This window comes from Streptomyces paradoxus (assembly GCF_014202475.1).
GTDB classification, from domain to species: domain Bacteria; phylum Actinomycetota; class Actinomycetes; order Streptomycetales; family Streptomycetaceae; genus Streptomyces; species Streptomyces paradoxus.
In genome coordinates this window covers 82,306-102,638 of the sequence record NZ_JACHGV010000007.1, presented here as the reverse complement: position 1 = coordinate 102,638, position 20,333 = coordinate 82,306, and the positions used below count along the sequence as shown (strand labels likewise).

Annotated in this window: 16 protein-coding genes; 5 read left to right on the top strand and 11 right to left on the bottom strand. The window is 73.4% G+C overall.

The annotated features are described in order from the left end of the window. Positions 1–22 precede the first annotated feature (22 nt). From HNR57_RS23155 to HNR57_RS23145, 3 genes are all read right to left on the bottom strand, one after another. On the bottom strand, positions 23–2,845 hold the full coding sequence (locus HNR57_RS23155; protein WP_184562412.1) for a beta-L-arabinofuranosidase domain-containing protein: 2,823 nt from the start codon (positions 2,843–2,845) through the stop codon (positions 23–25). A gap of 173 nt (positions 2,846–3,018) precedes the next feature. Next, positions 3,019–3,705, bottom strand: coding sequence for an HAD family hydrolase (locus HNR57_RS23150; protein ID WP_184562410.1), 687 nt, complete (start codon positions 3,703–3,705; stop codon positions 3,019–3,021). A 19-nt stretch (positions 3,706–3,724) separates the two neighbouring features. After that, on the bottom strand, positions 3,725–4,201 hold the full coding sequence (locus tag HNR57_RS23145; protein WP_184562408.1) for an Lrp/AsnC family transcriptional regulator: 477 nt from the start codon (positions 4,199–4,201) through the stop codon (positions 3,725–3,727). 198 nt (positions 4,202–4,399) lie between these two features. Between HNR57_RS23145 and HNR57_RS23140 the strand changes: the two genes are divergently transcribed. Together HNR57_RS23140 and HNR57_RS23135 are read left to right on the top strand one after the other, a co-directional pair. Further along, the gene (locus HNR57_RS23140; protein ID WP_184562406.1) at positions 4,400–5,890 is read left to right on the top strand and encodes an FUSC family protein; all 1,491 of its coding nucleotides are present in this window, start codon (positions 4,400–4,402) and stop codon (positions 5,888–5,890) included. A 207-nt stretch (positions 5,891–6,097) separates the two neighbouring features. Beyond that, positions 6,098–7,123: a lactonase family protein gene (locus tag HNR57_RS23135; RefSeq protein WP_184562404.1), complete on the top strand. Its 1,026-nt coding sequence runs from the start codon at positions 6,098–6,100 to the stop codon at positions 7,121–7,123. A gap of 100 nt (positions 7,124–7,223) precedes the next feature. Here the strand turns inward: HNR57_RS23135 and HNR57_RS23130 are convergent, their stop codons facing one another. From HNR57_RS23130 to HNR57_RS23115, 4 genes are all read right to left on the bottom strand, one after another. Further along, a complete protein-coding gene (locus tag HNR57_RS23130; protein WP_184562402.1) occupies positions 7,224–8,147 on the bottom strand; it encodes a sirohydrochlorin chelatase in 924 nt (307 codons plus the stop codon). Between the two features lie 110 nt (positions 8,148–8,257). Further along, a complete protein-coding gene (locus HNR57_RS23125) occupies positions 8,258–9,244 on the bottom strand; it encodes an N-acetylglucosamine kinase (protein ID WP_184562400.1) in 987 nt (328 codons plus the stop codon). Further along, positions 9,241–9,918 (bottom strand): uracil-DNA glycosylase, encoded by a 678-nt coding sequence (locus tag HNR57_RS23120; protein WP_184562398.1) that lies wholly within the window; start codon positions 9,916–9,918, stop codon positions 9,241–9,243. The genes HNR57_RS23125 and HNR57_RS23120 overlap by 4 nt, the downstream gene beginning before the upstream one ends. A 92-nt stretch (positions 9,919–10,010) precedes the next feature. Next, positions 10,011–11,168 carry a WD40/YVTN/BNR-like repeat-containing protein gene (locus tag HNR57_RS23115; RefSeq protein WP_184562396.1) on the bottom strand — a complete coding sequence of 386 codons (1,158 nt, stop codon included), beginning with the start codon at positions 11,166–11,168 and terminating at the stop codon, positions 10,011–10,013. Positions 11,169–11,369: 201 nt separating this feature from the next. Between HNR57_RS23115 and HNR57_RS23110 the strand changes: the two genes are divergently transcribed. Then, positions 11,370–11,954 (top strand): Rv1733c family protein, encoded by a 585-nt coding sequence (locus HNR57_RS23110; protein ID WP_184562394.1) that lies wholly within the window; start codon positions 11,370–11,372, stop codon positions 11,952–11,954. Between the two features lie 4 nt (positions 11,955–11,958). Here the strand turns inward: HNR57_RS23110 and HNR57_RS23105 are convergent, their stop codons facing one another. Beyond that, complete coding sequence (locus HNR57_RS23105) at positions 11,959–13,977, bottom strand: HEAT repeat domain-containing protein (RefSeq protein WP_184562988.1); 2,019 nt, start codon at positions 13,975–13,977, stop codon at positions 11,959–11,961. 141 nt (positions 13,978–14,118) lie between these two features. Further along, on the bottom strand, positions 14,119–15,804 hold the full coding sequence (locus HNR57_RS23100) for a DNA alkylation response protein (RefSeq protein ID WP_184562392.1): 1,686 nt from the start codon (positions 15,802–15,804) through the stop codon (positions 14,119–14,121). 73 nt (positions 15,805–15,877) lie between these two features. Between HNR57_RS23100 and HNR57_RS23095 the strand changes: the two genes are divergently transcribed. Then, entirely contained in the window at positions 15,878–16,636 is a 759-nt protein-coding gene (locus HNR57_RS23095) for a PaaX family transcriptional regulator C-terminal domain-containing protein (protein ID WP_184562390.1), read from the top strand. 75 nt (positions 16,637–16,711) lie between these two features. Here the strand turns inward: HNR57_RS23095 and HNR57_RS23090 are convergent, their stop codons facing one another. Beyond that, positions 16,712–17,500, bottom strand: coding sequence for a pectate lyase (locus tag HNR57_RS23090; protein WP_184562388.1), 789 nt, complete (start codon positions 17,498–17,500; stop codon positions 16,712–16,714). A 334-nt stretch (positions 17,501–17,834) separates the two neighbouring features. Here HNR57_RS23090 and HNR57_RS23085 point away from each other — a divergent pair, with 334 nt between their 5' ends. Further along, positions 17,835–19,190, top strand: a complete 1,356-nt coding sequence (locus HNR57_RS23085; protein WP_184562386.1) for an extracellular catalytic domain type 1 short-chain-length polyhydroxyalkanoate depolymerase — start codon at positions 17,835–17,837, stop codon at positions 19,188–19,190. 21 nt (positions 19,191–19,211) lie between these two features. Here HNR57_RS23085 and HNR57_RS23080 read toward each other — a convergent pair whose 3' ends face one another. Continuing rightward, positions 19,212–20,291: an NADH:flavin oxidoreductase/NADH oxidase gene (locus tag HNR57_RS23080; protein ID WP_184562384.1), complete on the bottom strand. Its 1,080-nt coding sequence runs from the start codon at positions 20,289–20,291 to the stop codon at positions 19,212–19,214. Positions 20,292–20,333: the final 42 nt, after the last annotated feature.

The following is a 20,333-nucleotide window of genomic DNA, read 5'->3' as shown; positions in this document are numbered from 1 at the left end:
CATGCCCCCGCCGGGCAGGCGCTCAGGGCCGGTACGAAGCCGCTTCCGCCGTCGCCACCACCTTGTCCGCGTCCCCTCTGGCCAGCAGTCCGGCCGACACCCACGCGTCCACCGTGGTCCGCACCCGCGCCACCAGCGCCCCCTTGTTCCGGAAGGGCGCCCCGGCCCAGATCTCGTCCAGCAGCGTGGTGCCGCCGGACTTAGCCGGGTTGGCGACGCCCGCGTCCCGGCCGCCGAACACGACCCTTGGTTCCGTACGCCGGAAGTAGGCGTGGGTCGGATCCTCCGTCCCCTCGGCGAACGGCGCCCACTCGGTCCCGTCCAGCGTGAAGTGCAGCGGCCTGCCCGGCACCGGGGTGAGCGCGGACGTGAGATCGCCCGACAGACCGGCGCCGCGGTACAGCCCGACCTTCAGGTACTCCGTGGCCGCGTCCCGGGCGACGAGGTTGACCGGCCCGTGGAACAGGGTCTGCAGGGACGCGTCGTCCAGCGCCTTCTCCACCCGCGTCCGGAACGGCATGGCGATACGGACGGTGTCACCGGCCCGCCAGCTCCGGGACACGTCGAAGTAGCGGCCCGGCTCGGGAGTCCCGGACACCGCACGCCCGTTGACGGTCACCCGGAACCCGGCGGTCGCCCAGGACGGCACCCGCAGCCGCAGCGTGAAGGAGGCGCGGCCGCCCCCGAAGGACAGCGTGCTGCCCTGCTCCTGCGGGAAGCGGGTGGTCTGGGTGACCGTCACGCCCTTCTCCGCCCAGGTCAGCGTGGACGGGCTGTACAGATTGACGTACAGGGCGCTGCCGTCGGACTTCGCGAAGTACACCGAGTCCTGGTACTTCGTGGCGCTCTCCATGCCGGTGCCCTCACAGCAGGTCGTGCCCTGCTTGGGCGTGTAGTCCCGGACGTGACCGGGTGTCAGCCCGATGAAGTACGTGACGAGCGGCTTCTCGGCGTCCGGCTTGTCCTGCTTGGAGCCGAGCACCTGGTTGTACAGGGCCCGCTCGTAGTAGTCCATGTACTTAGGGTCCTGCTCGTGGAAGAACAGCGTCCGGCTCAGCTTGAGCATGTTGTACGCGCAGCAGGTCTCGGCGGTGGTCGCGCTCAAGGTGCCCGCGATCACGTCCCGGGCCTTCCAGAACTCCGCGGTACTGGTGCCGCCGATGCCGTACATCCGGTGCGGGACGACCATGTCCCAGAAGTTCTTCGCCGAGGTGAGGTAGCGCTCCTCGCCCGTCTCGTCGTACAGCCGCACGTACCCGGTGAAGATCGGGATGTGCTGGTTGGCGTGCAGCCCGTCGAGGATGTCGGTGTCCGCGGCGCACGCGTCGATCAGCCGGTCCAGGTCGAACAGCCGGGCCAGCGCGAGGTGTTCGGCCTTGCCGGTGACCGTGTGCAGATCACAGATCGCCTCTACGATGCCGCCGAACTCGCCACTGGAGAAGATCCCCCACATGCGCTGGAGCGTGGCCTCGGGCAGCTTCGACAGCCGGGAGTACATCCAGTCGCACATGCCGGACGCGAGGTCGAGCGCCCGGTCGTCGTCCGTGGCGGTGTACGCGTCGAGCAGCCCCTTGAGGATCTTGTGCGCGGTGTAGTACGGCGCCCACACCTTGGTGTAGTCGGAGCTGGTCCTCGACTCCAGGTCGATGAACTGCGTCTCGGGGTACGCCGCGAGGAAACCGGGGTGGCTGGGGCCGCCCCAGGTGCGGCGCAGGACGGCGGTCAGGCCCCGGCCGGAGGCGTCCGCGAAGGTCCCGCCGGCCGTCTCGTCGAAGGCGTACGACGCCAGGTCGCCGCGGCCCGTGGAGGCGTCTGCGGCCCGGTGGCTCTGCAACTCCGTGATCTCGGCGGCGGTCAGCGCCCGCGAGAAGACGTTGAACTCCTCGAAGGCACCCGCGAAGACCGGGTCGGCGGGGTAGTTCGAGCGGCCGAGCCAGTTGTTCTTCAGGGTGCCCAGAGCCGAAGGGGTGAGGCTCATCGCGGTGTTGCGCGCCACGGCGGTGCCGTTGACGTACAGGGAGCCGGTGCCGTCCGCGATCGTGACCGCCAGGTGGCTCCACTGGTTCAGCGGCAGCGCGGCCGTGCCGTTCAGGCCCTGCTCGCCGCCGGCGCCGGAGGTCGTGATGGCGAAGCGCGGCACGCCGGCCTGGTTGCGGGCGGCCAGGTACAGGTAACGGCTGGTGCCGTCGCCGAAGTCGAAGATCCGGCTCCAGCCGGCGTCATGGGTGGGCCGGACCCAGATGGACAGGGTGATCGCCGAGGCCCCGCCGAGCACGGCGGCCGGCAGGTCCACGTACTGGTGGGAACCCCGGACCTGATCGGCGGCGGCCCCGAACCTCCCGGTGACGCTCAGCACCGCCGGTTCCCGCCGCAGCGCCGCGCGCACCTCGGTCAGCGCCCCGACCATGGAGTTGATCCGGTCGGCGAACACCTGCTCCTTCGTCCCGCGGTACGCCTGCGCCAGCATGGTCAGGAAGTGACCGGTGTAGTGGCCCCGCAGGTTGCCGTTGGCCTCGCCGTCCAGACCCTCCCAGCCGCCGGGCGCGACCGCGCCACCGGTGGAGAGACCGGCGTTGGCGCGGAACACCTGGAGCAGCCGGTTCACGTCGTAGCCGCGGGCGTGGTCCAGCATCAGCTTCCGCTTGGCGGCGAAGACACCCTGACCGAGGCTCACGTCCTCCAGCCCGAAGGGCCGGACGGTCCAGGCCGGCGGGGCGCCGACGGCGGCCGCGGTGACGGCGGCGGCAGCCTCGGCCCGCCCCGACGTCGTACGGGAGAGCGCGGGTACGGCGGCGGCGGTGCTCGCGGCCTGGAGAAGGGATCGTCTGGAGAGGGGCGGGGCCATGGGCTCCTCCACGGGAAGACTTCGTTCGGTATCACGAACGGTGTGCGGGGGGTCGGCCAGACGCTATGCGTGGGGTGAGGGGGCGTCAACGGCGCGGGCACGATTGGTGTTCGGGGCTGATGGGACGGTGTCGCCGGGGCTGTCGTGAAAGCGCCGTACGGCCGCCCGCAGAGTCACGCCGTCCGGCACAGCCAGTCGAACGCCGCCCGCCCCGTGAACTCCCCTTGGCCGCCCCGCAGAAGCAGGCCGGCGGTCGCGAACTCCGGTGCGTCCACCTGGGCCGGGACGTACGGGATCGCGATGCACCGCATGCCGGCCGCGTGCGCGGCGGCGGCACCCGGAGCGGCGTCCTCCAGCACGACACAGTCGGAGGGTGCCGCGCCGAGCCTGCGGGCGGCCTCCAGGAAGACGTCCGGAGCGGGCTTTCCGTGCGCGACCTCGTCGGCGGAGACCACGGTGTGCAGGTGTGCGTCCAGTCCGGTTCCGGTCAGCACCGCGGCGATGGCCTCCGGGGACGAGCCCGACGCCACGGCCATGGGCACGCCCTCGGCCGCCAGCAGCCCGACGAACGTGCGCATCTCGGGGTAGGCGCGTGTCGCGCTGCCGGCCAGCTCCAGATAGTGGCGGTTCTTGACCGTGAGCAGCTCGTCCACCGAGACGGGCAGTCCATAGCGGTCCTTCCAGTCCGCGACCGTCTCCTGTGTGCTGATGCCGACGTACCGCTCGTGGTCCGCCCAGGTGAAGTCCGTGACGCCGTACGCGGCGAGCGTCTGGCGGCCTGCCTCGTAGTAGTTCGGCTCGCTGTCCACGAGGGTTCCGTCGAGATCGAAGATGACCGATATTCCGCGGAGCTTGCTCATGGGGTCATGCTCTCAAAGATCATCCGCGAGTCGACCGCCCGATCGACTCCACCAGCGGCAGCATCCGGTGGGACACACGCTCACGCAGGGCGACCTCGGTACGGGTGCGCACCACCCCGGGCATGCTGATCAGCTTCTGCACGACGTCCTCCAGGTGCGCGTTGTCCCGCGCCACCACCCGGGCCAGCAGGTCCCCGCCGCCCGTGATCGAGAACGCTTCGACGATCTCCGGCACGGCCGCCAGCGCGTCGCCCACCTCGTCGAGATGGCCCTGGGTGACCTCGATGTGCACGAACGCCAGCACCGGATGCCCGAGCGCGGCGGGGGAGAGGGCCGGTGCCGTGCCGGTGATCACCCCGTCGCGCTCCAGCCGGTCCAGCCGGGCCTGCAGCGTGCCCCGGGCGACGCCGAGGATCCGGGCGTACTCGCGCACGCTCGTGCGCGGCTGCTCCAGCAGCAGCCGCAGGATGCGGGTGTCGAGCTCGTCCACGGGCATGGCGCCTCCTCCTCGTCCGTTGGCTCTGCCGCGGCCGTCTCCCGGCCGCTCCGGCTGTACCAATGGACCAGTCTAGAAGTGGCCGGTTGAGCCAGTGGCCCCCGGGATGCTGATATGGATGCGTCGATGGCGCTGCGGACCTCCGCGGCGCCTTTTTCATGTGTGCTCATGGCGGTGTTTCGAAAGGGGCGGTAAGCGGTGCTGAAGAGGGTGTTCATGGCTCCGGATCCGGGGCGGACGCGACTGCGGTTCGCCGCGCGGGCCGTGCTCGGCATCGCGCTCGCGGTCACCGTGTGCGGCCTCTCCGGGTACTCCCTCGCGGGTGCCGTCACCGGCGGTCTCGCCGCCCTGCTCGCCCTGTTCACCGTCACCGACGCGACGGTCCGCGGCCAGGCCGTCACGACCGCGCTGCTGCCCGTCGTCGGGCTGCCCGTCCTCACCGCCGCGGCCGAGCTGCACGACCACCCGGTGGCCCGCGACCTCACCTTCCTCGCCGTGGTCGGCGCGGGCGTGTACGCGCGGCGCTGGGGGCCGCGCGGGCACAGCCTCGGCGTGTTCGCGTTCATGACCTTCTTCGTGGCGCAGTTCCTGCAGGCCACCACCAGCCAGCTGCCCCAGCTGTACGCCGCGGTCCTGCTGTCCGTCCTCGCCGCCGCCGCGGTGCGCTTCGGCCTGTGGTGCTACGAGCGCCGCCTCCCTGCGCCCGCCGTGCCCGCCCCGCCGGGCGGCACCGGTCTGGCCCGGGTCACCACCCGCCAGGCGATCCAGGCGACCGCCGGAGCCGGCTTCGCCCTCGTCGTGGGACAGCTGGTCTCCGGGCAGCGCTGGTACTGGGCCGTCGGCGCGACCTGGTGGATCTTCGTCAACACCACCTCGCGCGGCGAGACCCTGGTCCGCGGCTTCCGGCGGCTGCTCGGCACGGTCATCGGCATCGGCCTCGGCCTGCTCGTGGCCGTGCCCGTGCACGGCGACCCCGCCGTCACGGCCGCCCTCACCGCCGTCTGCATCTTCGGCATCTTCTACACGGCCGCCGTGTCCTACACGTGGATGATGCTCTGGGTCACCCTCCTCGCCGGACTGCTCTACGGCCTTCTCGGCGTGCTCGGCCCGGACCTGCTCGCCCTGCGGCTCGCCGAGACCGGCGTCGGGGCGCTCGGCGCCGCACTCGCCGTGATCCTCGTCCTGCCCGTCACCACCCACAGCGTCACCGACGCCTGGATCCGGCGGGCCCTGCGCTGTGTGCACGCCTGCGCCGTCGAGACCGCCCGGCGGCTGGCGGGTGCGGCCGACGCCGACCCCGCCCCGCGGGTGGCGGAGCTGGAGCAGCTCCTCGCCCGGGTACGGCTCTCGGTCGCCCCGCTCGTGCACCCGCTGAACCCGATGCTCGGCCGCAAGCGCCGGGCCCGGCACGTGCTCGCCCTCCTCGACGACTGCGCCCGGGAGATCCGCGGCCTGGTCGCCGTCGCGGCCGACCCGGAGGCCTCCCACGACACCCGCCTCGCCACGGCCTGCCGCCGGGTGGAGGCCGCCGTGGAGGCCCTCACCGAGGGCAGGGACATCGCGATCCACGCGGACGGACTGCCCCACGCGGAACCCGCCCTGGCCCATCTGCACGGCCTGGAGCGGGCCCTGACCGAACTGGCCCGGCCCCTGCGCACGCCGTCGGGCTCCCCCCTGGTAAGGGCCTAGGTGCCCTGGGGTGACCGGGGGCCGGGTCGGCGTTGACAGGGTGGGTGCTTCTGCGACGGCCGGGCAGGCCCTGGTGGCGGTTGCCCGGCCCGGCGTACCCCCGCCGACCCACGTCCGACCGGACGAACGACCCCTTGACCGCCTGGTCTAGACCTTGCATGATCGGCTGCGCGGTCCTTCCGGGCGGCGCGGCGAGAGGGGACAGCGGTGGCGGACGGCAGGCGACGGGCGTTCATCGGGTCGTTCACGGCGGCCGGCGGCCCCGGGATCGTGACGGCGGAGGTCGACGCCGGCAGCGGCGCACTGACCGTGCTGAGCAGCGTGCAAGCCGTCCCGGACCCCTCCTGCCTGACCCTCGCCCCGGACGGGGAGACGCTGTACGCGGTCAGTGAGACGGCCGAGGGCACGGTGGCCGCGTACCGGGTGGCCGGGGACAAGCCCGAGCCGGCCGGGCGGCCCGTGCCGGTCGGCGGCAGCGGACCGACCCACCTCAGCCTGTTCGCGGGCCACGTCCTGACCGCCAACTACGGCTCCGGCAGCGTCACCGCGGTCCCCGTCCGCCCCGACGGCAGCCTCGCACGGTCCGCTTCCGGCGTGCTCCGGCACACCGGCGCCGGGCCGCACACGCCTCGCCAGCAGGGCCCGCACGCCCACCAGGTGCTGCCCGACCCGAGCGGCCGCTGGGCCGTCAGCGTGGACCTCGGCACGGACTCGGTGCGGGTGTGCACGCTGGTGGACGGCACCCTCACCCTGTACCGGGAGACCGCCCTGCGCCCCGGCTCGGGGCCGCGCCACCTGGCCTTCCACCCCGACGGCTCGTACGCCTACGTCGTCAACGAACTGAGCCCGTCCGTCACCGTGTGCCGCTGGGACGCGGCGGAGGGCGTCCTGACGCCGCTGTCCGAGATCCCGGTCCTGCCCGGCGCACCGGCGGGCGACGCCTACCCGTCGGGCATCGTCACCTCGTCCGACGGCCGTTTCGTGTGGACCGCCATCCGCGGCGAGGACGTCCTGTCCGTGCTCGCCGTGCGGGGCGAAGAGCTGCGGCTCGTCACCACGGTGCCCTGCGGCGGCCACTGGCCGCGTGCCCTTGCCGCCTCCGACGGCTTCCTGTACGTCGCCAACGAGCGCTCCGGCGACGTGACGTGGTTCGCGGCCGACCCGCTCACGGGTGTCCCGCGACGAGGCGGCTCGATCCGGGTGACGGCGGCCTCGTGCGTGGCCCTCGCCTGAGCGGGAGAGGCAACACACCCCGCCGGAGACTCGCTCCCGACGGCGAAGGCCCGCTCCAATCCGGAGCGGGCCTTCTCGGCGTCGCGCGCGGCGCCTCGCGTCAGCGCGCCGGCGTGCTCTGCGCCTGCTGCGGAGCGATGCCCAGCGCCGTCGTGTACTTGGCCAGGGCGAGCTTGCCGATCGCCGGGTACGGGCCGAGCGACTCGGCGGCGGAGCAGCCCGCCTCCTTCGCGGCCTCCTCGACCAGGCCCGGCTCGATCTCCGGGCCGATCAGGTACGGGGCGAGGGCCAGCTGCTGCGAGCCGGAGGAGCGCAGCTGCTCGGCGACGGACGCGATGGAGCCCTCCTGGTCCAGGGCCGCGGCCATCACCGGCACGGCGAGGCGCGCGGCGAGCAGCATGCCGGTGATCCCGGCCGCCTGCACGGCCTCGTCACCGCCCACCGACGCCAGCACGATGCCGTCCGCGGCGGTCGCCACGGTGAACAGCCGGGCACGGTCCGCACGGGCCAGACCGGCCTCGGACAGCCGCACGTGCAGCGCCTCGGCGAGCAGCGGGTGCGGGCCAAGGACGTCGGTCAGCTCGGCCGCGACCCGGCTCTCCATGAGGGCCTGGCGGACCTGGCGCAGCAGCGCGCTGTCCGGACCGGCGAGCAGCGGCACGACGACGGCGACGGGGCCGTCGGGCATCTTGACGTCCATGCCGGCGGCGCGGGCCTGCTCGAAACGGGCCGTGCGCTCCTCGGCGGCGTGCACGAGCACGGCCTGCAGGGTCGGGAACTCCGCGTTGTCCCCGTCGAGGTAGCCGATGCGGGCGTCGAGGCCGGGCAGCTCGGAGCGGGCGATGCTCACGACCTCCTCGGCGAGGCTGCGCGTGGCGCTACTGGGCGTCCCCGGCACGGCGAGGACGAGCGCGGGCGCGCCCTCGGGAGCAACCAGCGGCTCGGGACGGCGGTGCCGTCCGGGCTGGCGGGGGCGCGGCATTCGTACGGGCAGGCCATCCGCGGGCCCAGTGGGGGAACTCATGGCGCCGCATGTTACTGGCTTCTTGGGTTCCCCTGTTCGGGGAGGGTGCAGGTGAGCGGTATCCGTCCTGTTTTGTCTGATGTGTTACGTACGGATGGGATGTGTTCGGATCAATCACCCGACCGGGTGGTCACGGCCAGCATCGTCTCGTCACCCGGCAGCGTGAGCGAACCGGTGCTCAGTTCCGTCGCGATGCGCACCGAGCCGTGCAGCGGATCGCCCTCGGCCGGCACCCGCCGGGCCCGGGGGAGCAGCCGCGTCAGTTCCTCGTCCAGGGGCCCCAGTAGCGGGTCGCCCAGCTTGAACAGGCCGCCGGTGACCGCGACACGGGGCTCACCGCCGGATGGGCACACCGCTGCCGCGGAGCCGGCCATGTGCCGGGCGGCTTCCCGCAGGATGCCCGCGGCGACGGGGTCCTCGTCGGCGCAGGCGGCCACGGAGGGCGCGAAGGAGGCGAGTACGGCGGGCCGGTCGGGACGGGGATACAGCGCGCCGGGCAGCCCGGCGACGGGCCCGAACACCTCCTCGGCGCAGGCCAGCAGCGGGGCCGAGCCACCCTCGCGCCCGTCGTGGGCGCGCAGCGCGGCCTCGAGGCCGGCCCGCCCGATCCAGGCACCGCTCCCGCAGTCGCCGAGCAGATGCCCCCAGCCGTCCGCCCGCCGCCAGCCGGTCAGGTCGGTACCCACCGCGATCAGTCCCGTACCGCCGGCGATCACGGCGCCGGGCCGCGGCCCGAGCGCGCCCACGTAGGCGGTCACGGCGTCGGCGGCCAGTGCGACCCTGCGCACGCCCCACTCCCGGGCCAGGGCGCCCGGCAGTTCGGCGCGCAGCCCGTCGCCCAGGGAGGCCAGCCCGGCCGCGCCGACGGCGACGGCGGTCAACCGCACCGCTCCCGCCTCGGCGAACAACGCGCGCACCAACGGCACGAGTTGCGTCATGAAGTGCCCGGGGTCGATGCCCCGGTCGCCGGTGCGGACCGGCTCGGCGGACGCCCGCCGGGCCAGCGGTCCGCGCTCGGCGGTCCCCATCACGGCCCGGAGTCCGGAGCCGCCGGAGTCCACGGCGAGGAACCCGGGGTCCTCCGACGCCCCGGTCACGGCAGGCGCCAGTCCACCGGTTGGCCGCCCTGGCGGATCAGCAGGTCGTTGGCCCGGCTGAACGGACGCGAGCCGAAGAAGCCCCGGTCGGCCGACATGGGGGAGGGGTGGGCGGACTCGACGGAGGGCAGGTCGCCGAGGAGCGGACGCAGATTGCGGGCGTCACGGCCCCACAGGATGGACACCAGCGGCTTGCCGCGCCCCGCGAGGGCGCGGATGGCCTGTTCCGTGACTTCCTCCCAGCCCTTGCCGCGGTGGGCGGCGGGCTTGCGCGGGGCGGTGGTCAGGGCCCTGTTGAGCAGCAGCACGCCCTGCCGCGTCCACGGCGTGAGGTCTCCGCTGGACGGCTGGGGGAGTCCCAGGTCGGCGTTCAGCTCGCGGTAGATGTTGATGAGGCTGCCCGGCAGCGGCCGCACCTCGGGCGCGACCGAGAACGACAGCCCCACGGCGTGCCCCGGAGTGGGGTACGGGTCCTGACCGACGATCAGGACCCGTACGTCGTCGAAGGGCTGCTGGAAGGCCCGCAGGACGTTCGGCCCGGCCGGGAGGTAGGTGCGTCCCGCGGCGATCTCCGCGCGGAGGAAGTCCCCCATCGCGGCGACGCGTTCGGCCACCGGTTCCAGGGCCTCAGCCCAGCCCGCTTCGACGATTTCATGCAAGGGTCGTGGTGCCACGGGCGTCACCCTACTGCCGTACGGGCAGCGGCGATCAACCGGTGGCCAACGCCTGTGCGCACCCTCGTGCCCTCCCCGGCCCCGTCCGCGCCTCAGCCGACCACCGCGGCCCGCACGCACAGCACGTCCGGCAGGTGCTGGGCCAGTTGCCGCCAGCTGTCGCCGTCGTCCGCGGACGCGAACACCTCGCCGTTGCGGTTGCCGAAGTAGACGCCCGCCGGGTCGGCGTCGTCCGTGCACATCGCGTCGCGCAGCACCGTGCCGTAGTGGTCCTCCTGGGGCAGGCCCGCCGAGAGCGGCTCCCAGCTCTTGCCCGCGTCCGCCGTCCGGTAGACCCGGCACCGGTGGTCGGCCGGGACCCGGTCGGCGTCGGCGTTGATCGGGAACACGTACGCCGTGTCGCCCCGGTGCGGATGCGCCACCGCCGCGAAACCGAAGGTGGACGGGAGGCCCTCGCCGATGTCCGTCCAGTGCGCGCCCGCGTCGTCGCTGCGGTACACCCCCCAGTGATTCTGCAGGTACAGCCGGTCCGGGCTGGCGGCGTCCCGCGTGACCTTGTGCACGCACTGGCCGAACTCCGGGTTCGGGTCGGGCAGGAACACCGCGGAGACACCCGAGTTCGAGGGTGTCCAGCTCGCGCCGCCGTCCAGCGTGCGGAACACGCCGGCGGTCGAGACGGCGACCGTCACGGCCCGCGGGTCGCGCGCGTCGGTGAGCACGGTGTGCAGGCCCTCACCACCGCCGCCCGGCACCCACTTCGACCGCGTGGGGTGCTCCCACAGGGGCCGGACCAGCTCGAACGTCTCCCCGCGGTCCTCCGAGCGGTACAGCGCGGCCGGTTCCGTCCCCGCGTACACCACGTCCGGCTCGGCGGCGGCCGGGTGCAGCTGCCACACCCGCTCCAGGGACGCCCCGGTGTCCTGGGGGAACTTGACCGCCGGGCGGGCCGGTTCGGTCCAGGTGCGGCCCAGATCGTCGGAGTGGAACACCGACGGACCCCAGTGCGAGCTGTCACCGCCGGCCAGCAGCCGCGGAGCCCCGGCCCGGGTGTCGATGGCGACCGAGTACACGGCCTGCGCGTTGAAGTAGGGGCTCTCGTCGAACTCCCAGGCGCCGCCATCTCGCCGGCGCCCGATGAACAGGCCTTTGCGCGTGCCCACGGCGAGCAGTACCTCGGTCATGCCGATCACCTCCGCGGCGTCTCCGTCGACGCCTTCGTCCCGGACACCGGCCAGTCTGCACCCGGCCACTGACAGTCACCTCCGGGCCGTGCTCTGCCGCAGGTCAGCGGGGTGTCGGCGGCAGGGTGGCGGAGGTGGCCCGGTCCGCTCCCGCAGGGGCGGGGTTCGTGGTGACCGTCACGCCCGGTAGGTGCAGTGAGCATCCAGGCGCCGCCGTCCGTATGGGGAGGGCGGCGAGATGGTCGTGGGCTCGTGAGGAGGAGGCCTTCGATGGCGTTACGTGGTCCGAAGGTGTGGCTGTGGCGCTGGCGGCGCAATCCGCTCAAGCGCCGCGCAGACAGGGTGGAGGCCTGGGTCGTCCTGGGGGTGTGGACGCTCACCGTGCTCGCCGGGCTCCTGGTCTGGACGGCGGTGAGCCGTTCCGTGGAGGACGGACTGGCCCGGGAACGCGTCGAGTGGCGCCCCCTCGTGGCACGGCTCGCCGAGCGCGCTCCGGGGACGGCCTCGGAGAACGCCCATGTGTCCCGCGCGGAGCAGGTGTGGGCGACGGCACGGTGGACCGCCGCGGACGGCTCCCGGCACTCCGGCCAGCTGCGGGTCCCGGCGGGCAGCGCGGCCGGGGCCCCGGTCACCGTGTGGACGGATCCCGAGGGCCGTCAGGTCACCCGGCCCGTCACCGGGTCCCAGGCCCGCGTACGAGCTCTGCTGATCGGCGGCGTGGCAGGCCTGTGCGGCGCGGCCGTACCCCTGATCGCCGGCCGTGCTCTGCGCAGCCGCCTGGAATGCCGACGCATCGATCAGTGGGACGCGGAGTGGTCCCGCTTCGGCCCGATGTGGGGGCGTACGACGGGGTGAGGCCCTACCGGTGCGCCTGCCCGGCCAGCGCCTCCCGGCACATCCGGAGCAACCCCAGGTCCTCGCGTATGCCCTGACCCCCGGAGTCGGGGCGATGCCGTCGGGGGGAGGCGAGCTCCGCCCGGAGCACGTCGTGCAGGGGTGTTCCCGCCGGTCCCAGGGCCGCGACGCCCTCGGCGATCGTCCTGCGTGTGCGCGGGTGCTCCGCCCACGTGGAGCGGAGGACGGGGAGGAACCCCTCCGGTCCCCCGGTGATGCGCCACACCGCGCACGCGGCCGTGGCGCGCGCCCACGCGTCCTCGCAGCCGGCCATCCTGCGCAGCCCGGGCAGGGCCGGCCGGGCCGCCGGGCCCAGCCGCCCCAGGACGGCCGCCGCACGGCGCCGCCGGCCGCTCGTCGGGCCCATCAGCTCCCGCAGCAGCACGGGCAGCACGGCATCCGCGTCGCCCGTGGCCGACCAGAGCGCGTCGGCCGCCGCGACGGCGCAGTCGGTCTCCAGCAGCCCGCGCAGTTCCGGTATCGCCTCACGCGCGCCGCCCCCGAACACGCCGAGCGCGCGGGCCGCTGCTTCCGTGACGGCGTCGCGCCGCCGCAGCCCGTCCGGCAGGCCGCGCAGCAGACGCAGGACCGCGGGCAGGGACTCGGCGTCGCCCAGTGCGGCGAGGGCCGACAGCAGGGGAACGGCCCGCCGGTGGAGGTCGGGTGCGTCGAGCGGCACGCGGGAGAGCCGTCGCCGCAACGCCGGGGCGAGCGGCAGGGCCGCGCGGCCCAGGTGGGGTACTACCAGACCCAGGTCGTCCGGTACGACCGGGCCCGCCAGCACCTCGGCCAGCACCGGTGTGGCCCGCGCGTCCCCGGCCCCGGCCAGTGCCTTGAGCGGACCGCCCAGGGCCGGAGCACCCCGCTCCCGGTGCCGTATGCGCAGCCCGGGACGGTACGTCACCAGTGCGTGCAGGTGGTCCGCGGCGGGCGCGGCCAGCTCGGAGAGCTCCACCAGGACCGCGACCGCCGCGTCGTGCAACCGGCCTTCCTCCGCGCCCAGCTGACCGCCGATGAGGGTGACCGGCTCCGTGGGGGCGGTGCGCCATGCGCGGAACAGCCCGGCCGACAGCCACACGCCGTTGCACCGGTCGAGGGGATCCGGGCTGGTCAACTGCCCGCACAGCAGGGCGGCCCGGTCGGCCACCCGGCCGCCGAGCGCGGAGTGCAGGGTCCGCAGCAGCCGGGAGCCCTCCTCGTCCGAGGGGCGCAGTCGCAGCAGCCGGCCGGCCAGCGTGTCCGGACCGGGACCGTCGTACGCGTCTGCCGCAGCAGAGAGCCGCTGTGCGGATCTGTCCCTGAGCAGCCGGACGACGGCCGGGACGAGATCGGCGGGGAGCAGTTCCGGGGCACAGCCCGCGAGCTGGCCCAGTGCCGCGAGCCGGAGCCCGGGGCCGTACGGGGGCTCGCTCAGCCCGGTCAGCAGGCGCACCGCCTCGGCGGCATGGGCATCGCTGGTCAGGCGGTACCGCCGCGCGAACAGGCCGAGGCACTCCGTCAGAGCGAGCAGGACCCGGTCGTCCCGTTCCACCGTGATCCGCTCCCGCACCAGGGTGAGCACCCGTGCCGGCGGGTCGAGGAACCGCACCAGCGCCCCGGGAACCACCCGGCGGACCCCGGCGTCCGCGTCCCCCACGAGCCGGACGAAGACACCGGCCCGCGCGCGCAGCGCCGCGCGGGCCCGCGCGGCGAGATCACCGCGGGCACCGCCCTCGTCACCGATGCTGACGAGGAGCTCCACGACGCCCGCCCGGTCCCGCACCTCCTCGCGGACGGCGAGGTCGAGGAGAAACGGAACACAGGCGAGCGTCGAGTCGTACACCTCGCCCTGGTGGTGCACGGCGCCGTACATCGCGTCGAGCGCGGTCTGCCGCGCGGCCGGGTCGGCGGAGGCCAGTCCCCGCAGTAATCCGGGAACGTCCTCCGCACTGCCGTACGCATGGCGCAGCGAGGTCCAGTCGACCTCGTCGATCCCCCTGAACACGTTGTCCTCCCCCAGACGATGTGCCATCTGACGGGGAGTCTGCACCACGGCACCGACAACGAAGCGGAACCGGGAGGTGACTGTGCGCGAACTGTGCGCTCGATGGCTTGAGTTCGAGTCGGCCCGCCCGCCTCGCCCCGTTCAGCCTGCCCCGGCGCCCGGGCCTTCGCCGGGCAGTGCCCGCTCCACGATGGTGTCCAGGCCCGCCGTACGGGGCAGCGTCCCGAACGCGTGCCCCCAGTCGCCCCCGAGCCGCGTCGCGCAGAACGCGTCGGCCACCGGCGCCGGGGCGTGCCGGACGAGGAGGGAGGCCTGGAGCGTCAGCGCCATCTGCTCCACGAGGCGGCGGGCCGTCGTCTGCGACGCCTCGGACAGCCCCGTCTTGAGCCGTGTCACGGCCCCGTCCAGCCGGGCGTCCGCCCCCCGGGCGAGGGCGAGCTCGCCGAACAGGGCCTCGGCGGTGCCCGGTTCGCGGCTCAGCGCCCGCAGCACGTCGAGGGCGTTGACGTTCCCCGAGCCCTCCCAGATCGACAGCAGGGGAGCCTCGCGGTAGTGCCGGGGCATGCCCGAGTCCTCCACGTAGCCGTTGCCGCCGAGGCATTCGAGGGCCTCCGCGGTGAAGGCCGGGCCCCGCTTGGTCACCCAGTACTTGCCGACGGCGGTGGCGATCCGGCGGAACGCGGCCTCACCCTCGTCCCCGCGGATCGCCCGGTCGGCCGCTCCGGCCAGCCGCAGGGTGAGCGTCGTGGCGGCCTCGGACTCCAGCGCCAGATCGGCGAGGACGTTGCGCATCAGCGGCTGGTCCACGAGCCGTGCGCCGAAGGCGCTGCGGTGGCGCGCGTGGTGCCCCGCCTCGACGAGGGACGTGCGCATCAGCGCGGCCGACATCATCACGCAGTCCAGCCGTGTGCAGTTGACCATCTCGATGATGGTCTTCACGCCCTGCCCCTCGGGGCCGACCAGCCAGGCCACGGTCCCGTCGAACTCGGGCTCGGAGGAGGCGTTGGACCGGTTGCCCAGCTTGTCCTTCAGCCGCTGGATGCGGAAGGTGTTGCGCGTGCCGTCGGGCAGTACGCGCGGCACCAGGAAGCACGACAGCCCACCCGGAGCCTGCGCCAGGACCAGGAACACGTCGCACATCGGCGCCGAGGTGAACCACTTGTGCCCGCGCAGGGTGTACACCCCGGGCTCGGCCGTGGGCGTGGCCGTCGTGGTGTTCGTCCGGACGTCGGAGCCGCCCTGCTTCTCCGTCATCCCCATGCCCGCCAGCAGCCCCCGCTTCTCCGTGGGCTCCCTCAGGACGGGGTCGTACTCCCGGCTCGTCAGCAGCGGCTCGTAGAGCTTCGCCAGCTCCGGCTGGGTGCGCAGCGCGGGGACGGCGGCGTAGGTCATCGACGTGGGGCAGCCGTGCCCCGCCTCGGTGTGCCCCCAGACCAGTCCGCCCGCGGTCCTCGCGACGTGGGCGCCGGGCCGGCCGTCCGCCCAGGGCGAGGCGGCCAGTCCCTCCGCGATCGCCGTGCGCATCAGGTGGTGCCAGCTGGGGTGGAAGTCGACCTCGTCGACGCGGTTGCCGTACCGGTCGTGGGTGCGCAGCTCCGGCTCGTGCCGGTTGGCCAGGTCGGCCCACTCCCGCACCTGGGCACTTCCGGCCTGCCGGCCGAGGCGCCGCAGGTCCTCCTCGGCCCATCCGGCGCCCTCCCGCCGCAGGCCCTCCAGCAGGGCCGTGTCGTCGGAGGCGTCGTACGGGGCGAGGGGCGGGGCCTGGTTGGTGACCTCGTGCGTGGCGGATCCGCGGTACCCCTGTTGTTCGTCCGGTGTCGAGACCATGCCGCAAGTGTTGCACTCTGTCTGCGGTCGCAGCAATAGTGCAACATCAAGTCGCCGCGTACAGTACGTGACCATGCCGATGAACGTCCCGGCGCGGTCCAGCGCGCTCGATCTGCGTCCGCTGTCCGCGCGGTCGGTCGTGCTGAGCCTGCTGCTCGGGGCGCATCCCCCCGAACTGCCGGTCAGGGAACTGGTGCGGCTCGTGGAAAGCTTCGACGTCGGCGGCTCGACCCTGCGGGCGGCGCTCAGCCGGATGGTGGCCGCCGGAGACCTGCGGCGCACGGACGGCGGCTACCGCCTCAGCGACCGGCTGCTGGACCGCCAGCGCCGCCAGGACGACGCCGTGCACCCGCGCACGCGCGCGTGGGACGGCGACTGGGAGATGGCCGTGATCACCGCGACCGGCCGCGGCCCCGCAGAACGCGCCGACCTGCGAGCGAGGCTGACCGCCCTCCGTCTCGCCGAACTCCGAGAGGGCGTCTGGCTGCGTCCCGCCAACCTGACCCGTGCCCTCCCGGGCGACCTGGACCAGGTGGTCCAGCGCTACACGGCCCGCCCCGGCCGGCCCTCGGGCGAACTGGCCGAAACGCTGTGGCCGCTGGAAGACTGGTCCGCCACGGCCCGGGGACTGCTCGCCCACATCGCCGGCGAGGCCCGCCCGGCCGGCCGCCTGACCGCCTTCGCCGCAGTCGTCCGGCACCTGCTCGCCGACCCGGTCCTGCCGCCCGGGCTCCTGCCCGCCGACTGGCCCGGCGCCGAACTGCGCGCCGCCTACACGGGCTACCAGCGCTCCCTGATCGGAGAGGCACGCGCGCGCGTGCGCGGCACCTGACACGAACGGCCGTGCGCAGCGCCCGCCGGGACGCTCCGCACGGCCGCCTTCACCGTGGGGGGAACCGCTGGGGACTCACCTGTAGGTGATGTCCGAAGTGGAGTAGAGGCAGTTCTTGCTGTCGGGGCCCGAGCCGACCGCGGAGTTGTTGTTGTACTTCTGGCAGGGCACGACCTTGCGGCCCGAGTCGTTGCGGATCGTGATGTTCCGCAGGGTCGCCACGTCGTTGCGGTTGACGTTGATGCCGACGAGCCGCGCGGTGGAGCCGGTGCCGGTCACGTCGACGGTGTTGAGGTTGACCTTGCGCGTGTACTGCGTGGAGCAGTCGCCGCAGGAGCGGTAGAGCGTCTTGAACTCCTGCACCGCGAAGTTGGAGATGGTCAGCGTGCCGCCGCCGTTGTGCTGGAAGACCTTGTCGGCCGCCTTCTTCGCGCCGCCGCCGATCACCTGGTAGGTGGCGCCGTTGCCGCCGCGGAAGGTGGCGGCGTCCTCGCCGACGTCCTCCCACCAGACGTTCTGCAGCGTGCAGCTGCCCTCGCAGTGGATGCCGTCGGCCGCGGGGGCGCCGAGGATGACGTTCTTCAGCACCGCGCCGTCCGCGAGCCTGAAGATCGGGTCCTGCCCCTCCTCCTGGCCGTCCCCGGCCAGCTCCCCGGTGCCGTAGTACCGCTTCATCCCGTAGTCCTTGCTGCCGGACACGGAGATGGTGGCGGAGGTGCCCTGGCTGCCGTTGGGGGTCGGCCAGGTCGCGGCGCTCGCCGTGGGGGCGTTGGTCGTCATGATCATGCCAACCGACAGGCCGAGTGTGGCCAGTGCGCCGGTCAGTGCGCGCCGGCGGGCGCGCGGACGTGTCGCAGAAGTCATGTCCCGATTCCTTCTGTCGTGGGGGTGGGCGGGGGTTCGGGGCCTCCGGCGCCCGGGCATCGCGTGGGGGAGAACTTCATGGAGCCTGATGGATCACGTACATGAACCTCGTTCATGGTGCTACTCGCGCTGCGCGCTATGCGTGCCCCGTTTGCGCTAACGGGTCACACTGCTGAACGGAACGTAGAGGGCAAGCGCTTTCTAGTCAACGCCTCGCGCAGAACACTTTCGGCCGCTCCCGGTCAGGCCGCCGACCGTGTGGGAGCGCTTCCATGCGGGCCATGTCCATGTCACCATGCCGAACGGACGCTTCCCTTCATGAGAGGGCGAGTCGATGAACCGAAGCAACCCGGACGTGCCCGCCACCGCCCGTACAGCGACGAGGAGACGCCCGCCGTCGGCACTCCTCGCGCTCGTCGCCGCGCTGCTCTCGCTGCTCACGGCCGCCGCGCTCGGCGCGCCCGCGGCCGTCGCCGGCGAGCCCGCCCGCGGCCCGGTCCGCACCGGGCCCGTGCCCGCCGCGGCCCTCACCGAGGTCACGGACTTCGGAACCAACCCCAGCAACCTGCGGATGTACCTGTACGTACCGGAGAACGTCACGCCGAAGCCGGCCGTCGTGGTGGCCGTGCACTGGTGCACCGGCTCGGGCCCGGACATGTACAACGGCACCGAGTACGACACGCTCGCCGACCGGTACGGATTCATCGTGCTCTACCCGTCCGTCACCCGCAGCAGCAAGTGCTTCGACGTCTCCTCGCCCCAGGCCCTGCGCCGCGGCGGCGGCAGCGACCCCGTCGGCATCAAGTCGATGATCGACTGGGTCACCCGCACCTACGACGCCGATACCGGCCGGGTGTTCGCCACCGGCATCTCCTCCGGCGCGATGATGACGAACGTCCTGCTCGGCGACTACCCGGACGTGTTCGCGGCGGGCGCCGCCTTCTCGGGCGTCCCGTTCGGCTGTTTCGCCACCACCGACGGCTCCGAGTGGAACAGCGCCTGCTCGGGCGGCACGATCACCCGAACACCGAAGGAGTGGGGTGACCTGGCCCGGGGCGCTTACCCCGGCTACACCGGCCCCCGGCCCCGGATGCAGATCTGGCACGGCACCCAGGACGACGTCCTGCGCTACCCCAACTTCGGGGAGCAGATCAAGCAGTGGACGAACGTGCAGGGCGTGAGCCAGACGCCCGCCACCACCGACACCCCCCAGTCCGGCTGGATCCGCACCCGCTACGGCGGCACGGGTGACCGGGCCCCCGTGGAGGCCGTCAGCCTCCAGGGCGTCGGCCACAACCTGTATGCCCAGGGCATGGCGTCCCGCGTGCTCACCTTCTTCGGCCTGGACGCCTCGGGCCCGGCTCCCCAGCCCGGCGCGTGCCGGGTGACGGTCACGGTGAACGCCTGGAACACCGGGCTGACCGCCTCCGTGACCCTCACCAACACCGGCACGACGACCGTCGACGGCTGGAGACTCGGCTTCACCCTGCCCGCGGGCCAGACGGTCACGGGCGGCTGGGGCGCCACGTACACGCCGTCGTCCGGGGCGGTCACCGCCACCAACGTCTCGTACAACGGCAGGATCGCGCCGGGGGCGAGCGTGAGCATCGGCTACCAGGCCGGGCACGGCGGCAACAGCGCCGCTCCGGCCGCGTTCACGCTCAACGGAACGGCGTGCGCGGCCGGTTGACGTACCTCGCCGGATGCCGGATCAGACCGACCGGTGGTACTGGTCCGGCACCCGCACCTCACCGCCGAGTTCCCGTGCCGCGTGCCGGGCCCACGAGGGGTTGCGCAGCAGTTCCCGGCCCAGCAGGACCGCGTCCGCCTCACCGTTGGCCAGGATCTTCTCGGCCTGCTCGACGTCGGTGATGAGTCCGACGGCGGCGACCGGCAGGGACGTCTCGTTCCTCACCCGGGCGGCGAAGGGCACCTGGTAGCCGGGGGTCGTGGGGATGGGGACGCCCGAGGCGTTGCCGCCGCTGGAGACGTCCAGCAGGTCGACGCCGTGGGCGCGCAGGTCGGCGGCGAAACGGACCGTGTCGTCCGCGGTCCAGCCGCCGTCGTCGAGCCATTCGGTCGCCGAGATGCGGAAGAACAGCGGCTTGTCGTCCGGCCAGACCTCCCGCACGGCGTCGACGACTTCGAGGGCGAAGCGGGTGCGGTTCTCGTACGAGCCGCCGTAGGCGTCGGTGCGGTGGTTGGAGTGCGGGGAGAGGAACTCGTTGATCAGATAGCCGTGGGCGCCGTGGATCTCGGCGATCTCGAAACCGGCGGAGCGCGCGCGGCGGGCCGCGGCGGCGAACTGCCCGACCACGTCCTCGATCTGGCCGGTGGTCAGTTCGGCCGGGGCCGGGTGCCGGTCGTCGAAGGCGAGCGGGCTCGGGGCGACCGCGTCCCAGCCGTGCTCGTCCGGGCCGACCGGGGCGCCGCCCTTCCAGGGGCGGTCCGTGGACGCCTTGCGGCCGGCGTGGGCGAGCTGGATCGCCGGCACCGTGCCCTGCGCGGTGAGGAAGCGGGTGATGCGGCGGAACGCCTCGACCTGCGTGTCGTTCCAGATGCCGAGGTCGTAGGGGGAGATGCGGCCCTGCGGGGACACCGCGGTCGCCTCCACGATGATCAGGCCCGTGCCGCCGGTGGCGCGGGCGGCGTAGTGCGCGAAGTGCCAGTCGGTGGGGACCCCGGTCTCCGGTCCCTCCGGCGCCGCCGAGTACTGGCACATCGGGGGCATCCACACGCGGTTCGGGATCGTCAGCTCGCGCAGGGTGAAGGGCTCGAAGAGCGCGGTCACGGCGGACTCCATTCGTCACGGGGCCGATGTCGACTCGTACGA

What these genes read in the sequence shown, in the direction of transcription:
- HNR57_RS23150 (WP_184562410.1), bottom strand. Translation starts at nt 3,705, where the DNA reads ATGAGCAAGCTCCGCGGAATATCGGTCATCTTCGATCTCGACGGAACC.
- HNR57_RS23110 (WP_184562394.1), top strand. Translation starts at nt 11,370, where the DNA reads ATGGCGTTACGTGGTCCGAAGGTGTGGCTGTGGCGCTGGCGGCGCAAT.
- HNR57_RS23145 (WP_184562408.1), bottom strand. Translation starts at nt 4,201, where the DNA reads ATGCCCGTGGACGAGCTCGACACCCGCATCCTGCGGCTGCTGCTGGAG.
- HNR57_RS23130 (WP_184562402.1), bottom strand. Translation starts at nt 8,147, where the DNA reads ATGAGTTCCCCCACTGGGCCCGCGGATGGCCTGCCCGTACGAATGCCG.
- HNR57_RS23155 (WP_184562412.1), bottom strand. Translation starts at nt 2,845, where the DNA reads ATGGCCCCGCCCCTCTCCAGACGATCCCTTCTCCAGGCCGCGAGCACC.
- HNR57_RS23100 (WP_184562392.1), bottom strand. Translation starts at nt 15,804, where the DNA reads ATGGTCTCGACACCGGACGAACAACAGGGGTACCGCGGATCCGCCACG.
- HNR57_RS23085 (WP_184562386.1), top strand. Translation starts at nt 17,835, where the DNA reads ATGAACCGAAGCAACCCGGACGTGCCCGCCACCGCCCGTACAGCGACG.
- HNR57_RS23095 (WP_184562390.1), top strand. Translation starts at nt 15,878, where the DNA reads ATGCCGATGAACGTCCCGGCGCGGTCCAGCGCGCTCGATCTGCGTCCG.
- HNR57_RS23090 (WP_184562388.1), bottom strand. Translation starts at nt 17,500, where the DNA reads ATGACTTCTGCGACACGTCCGCGCGCCCGCCGGCGCGCACTGACCGGC.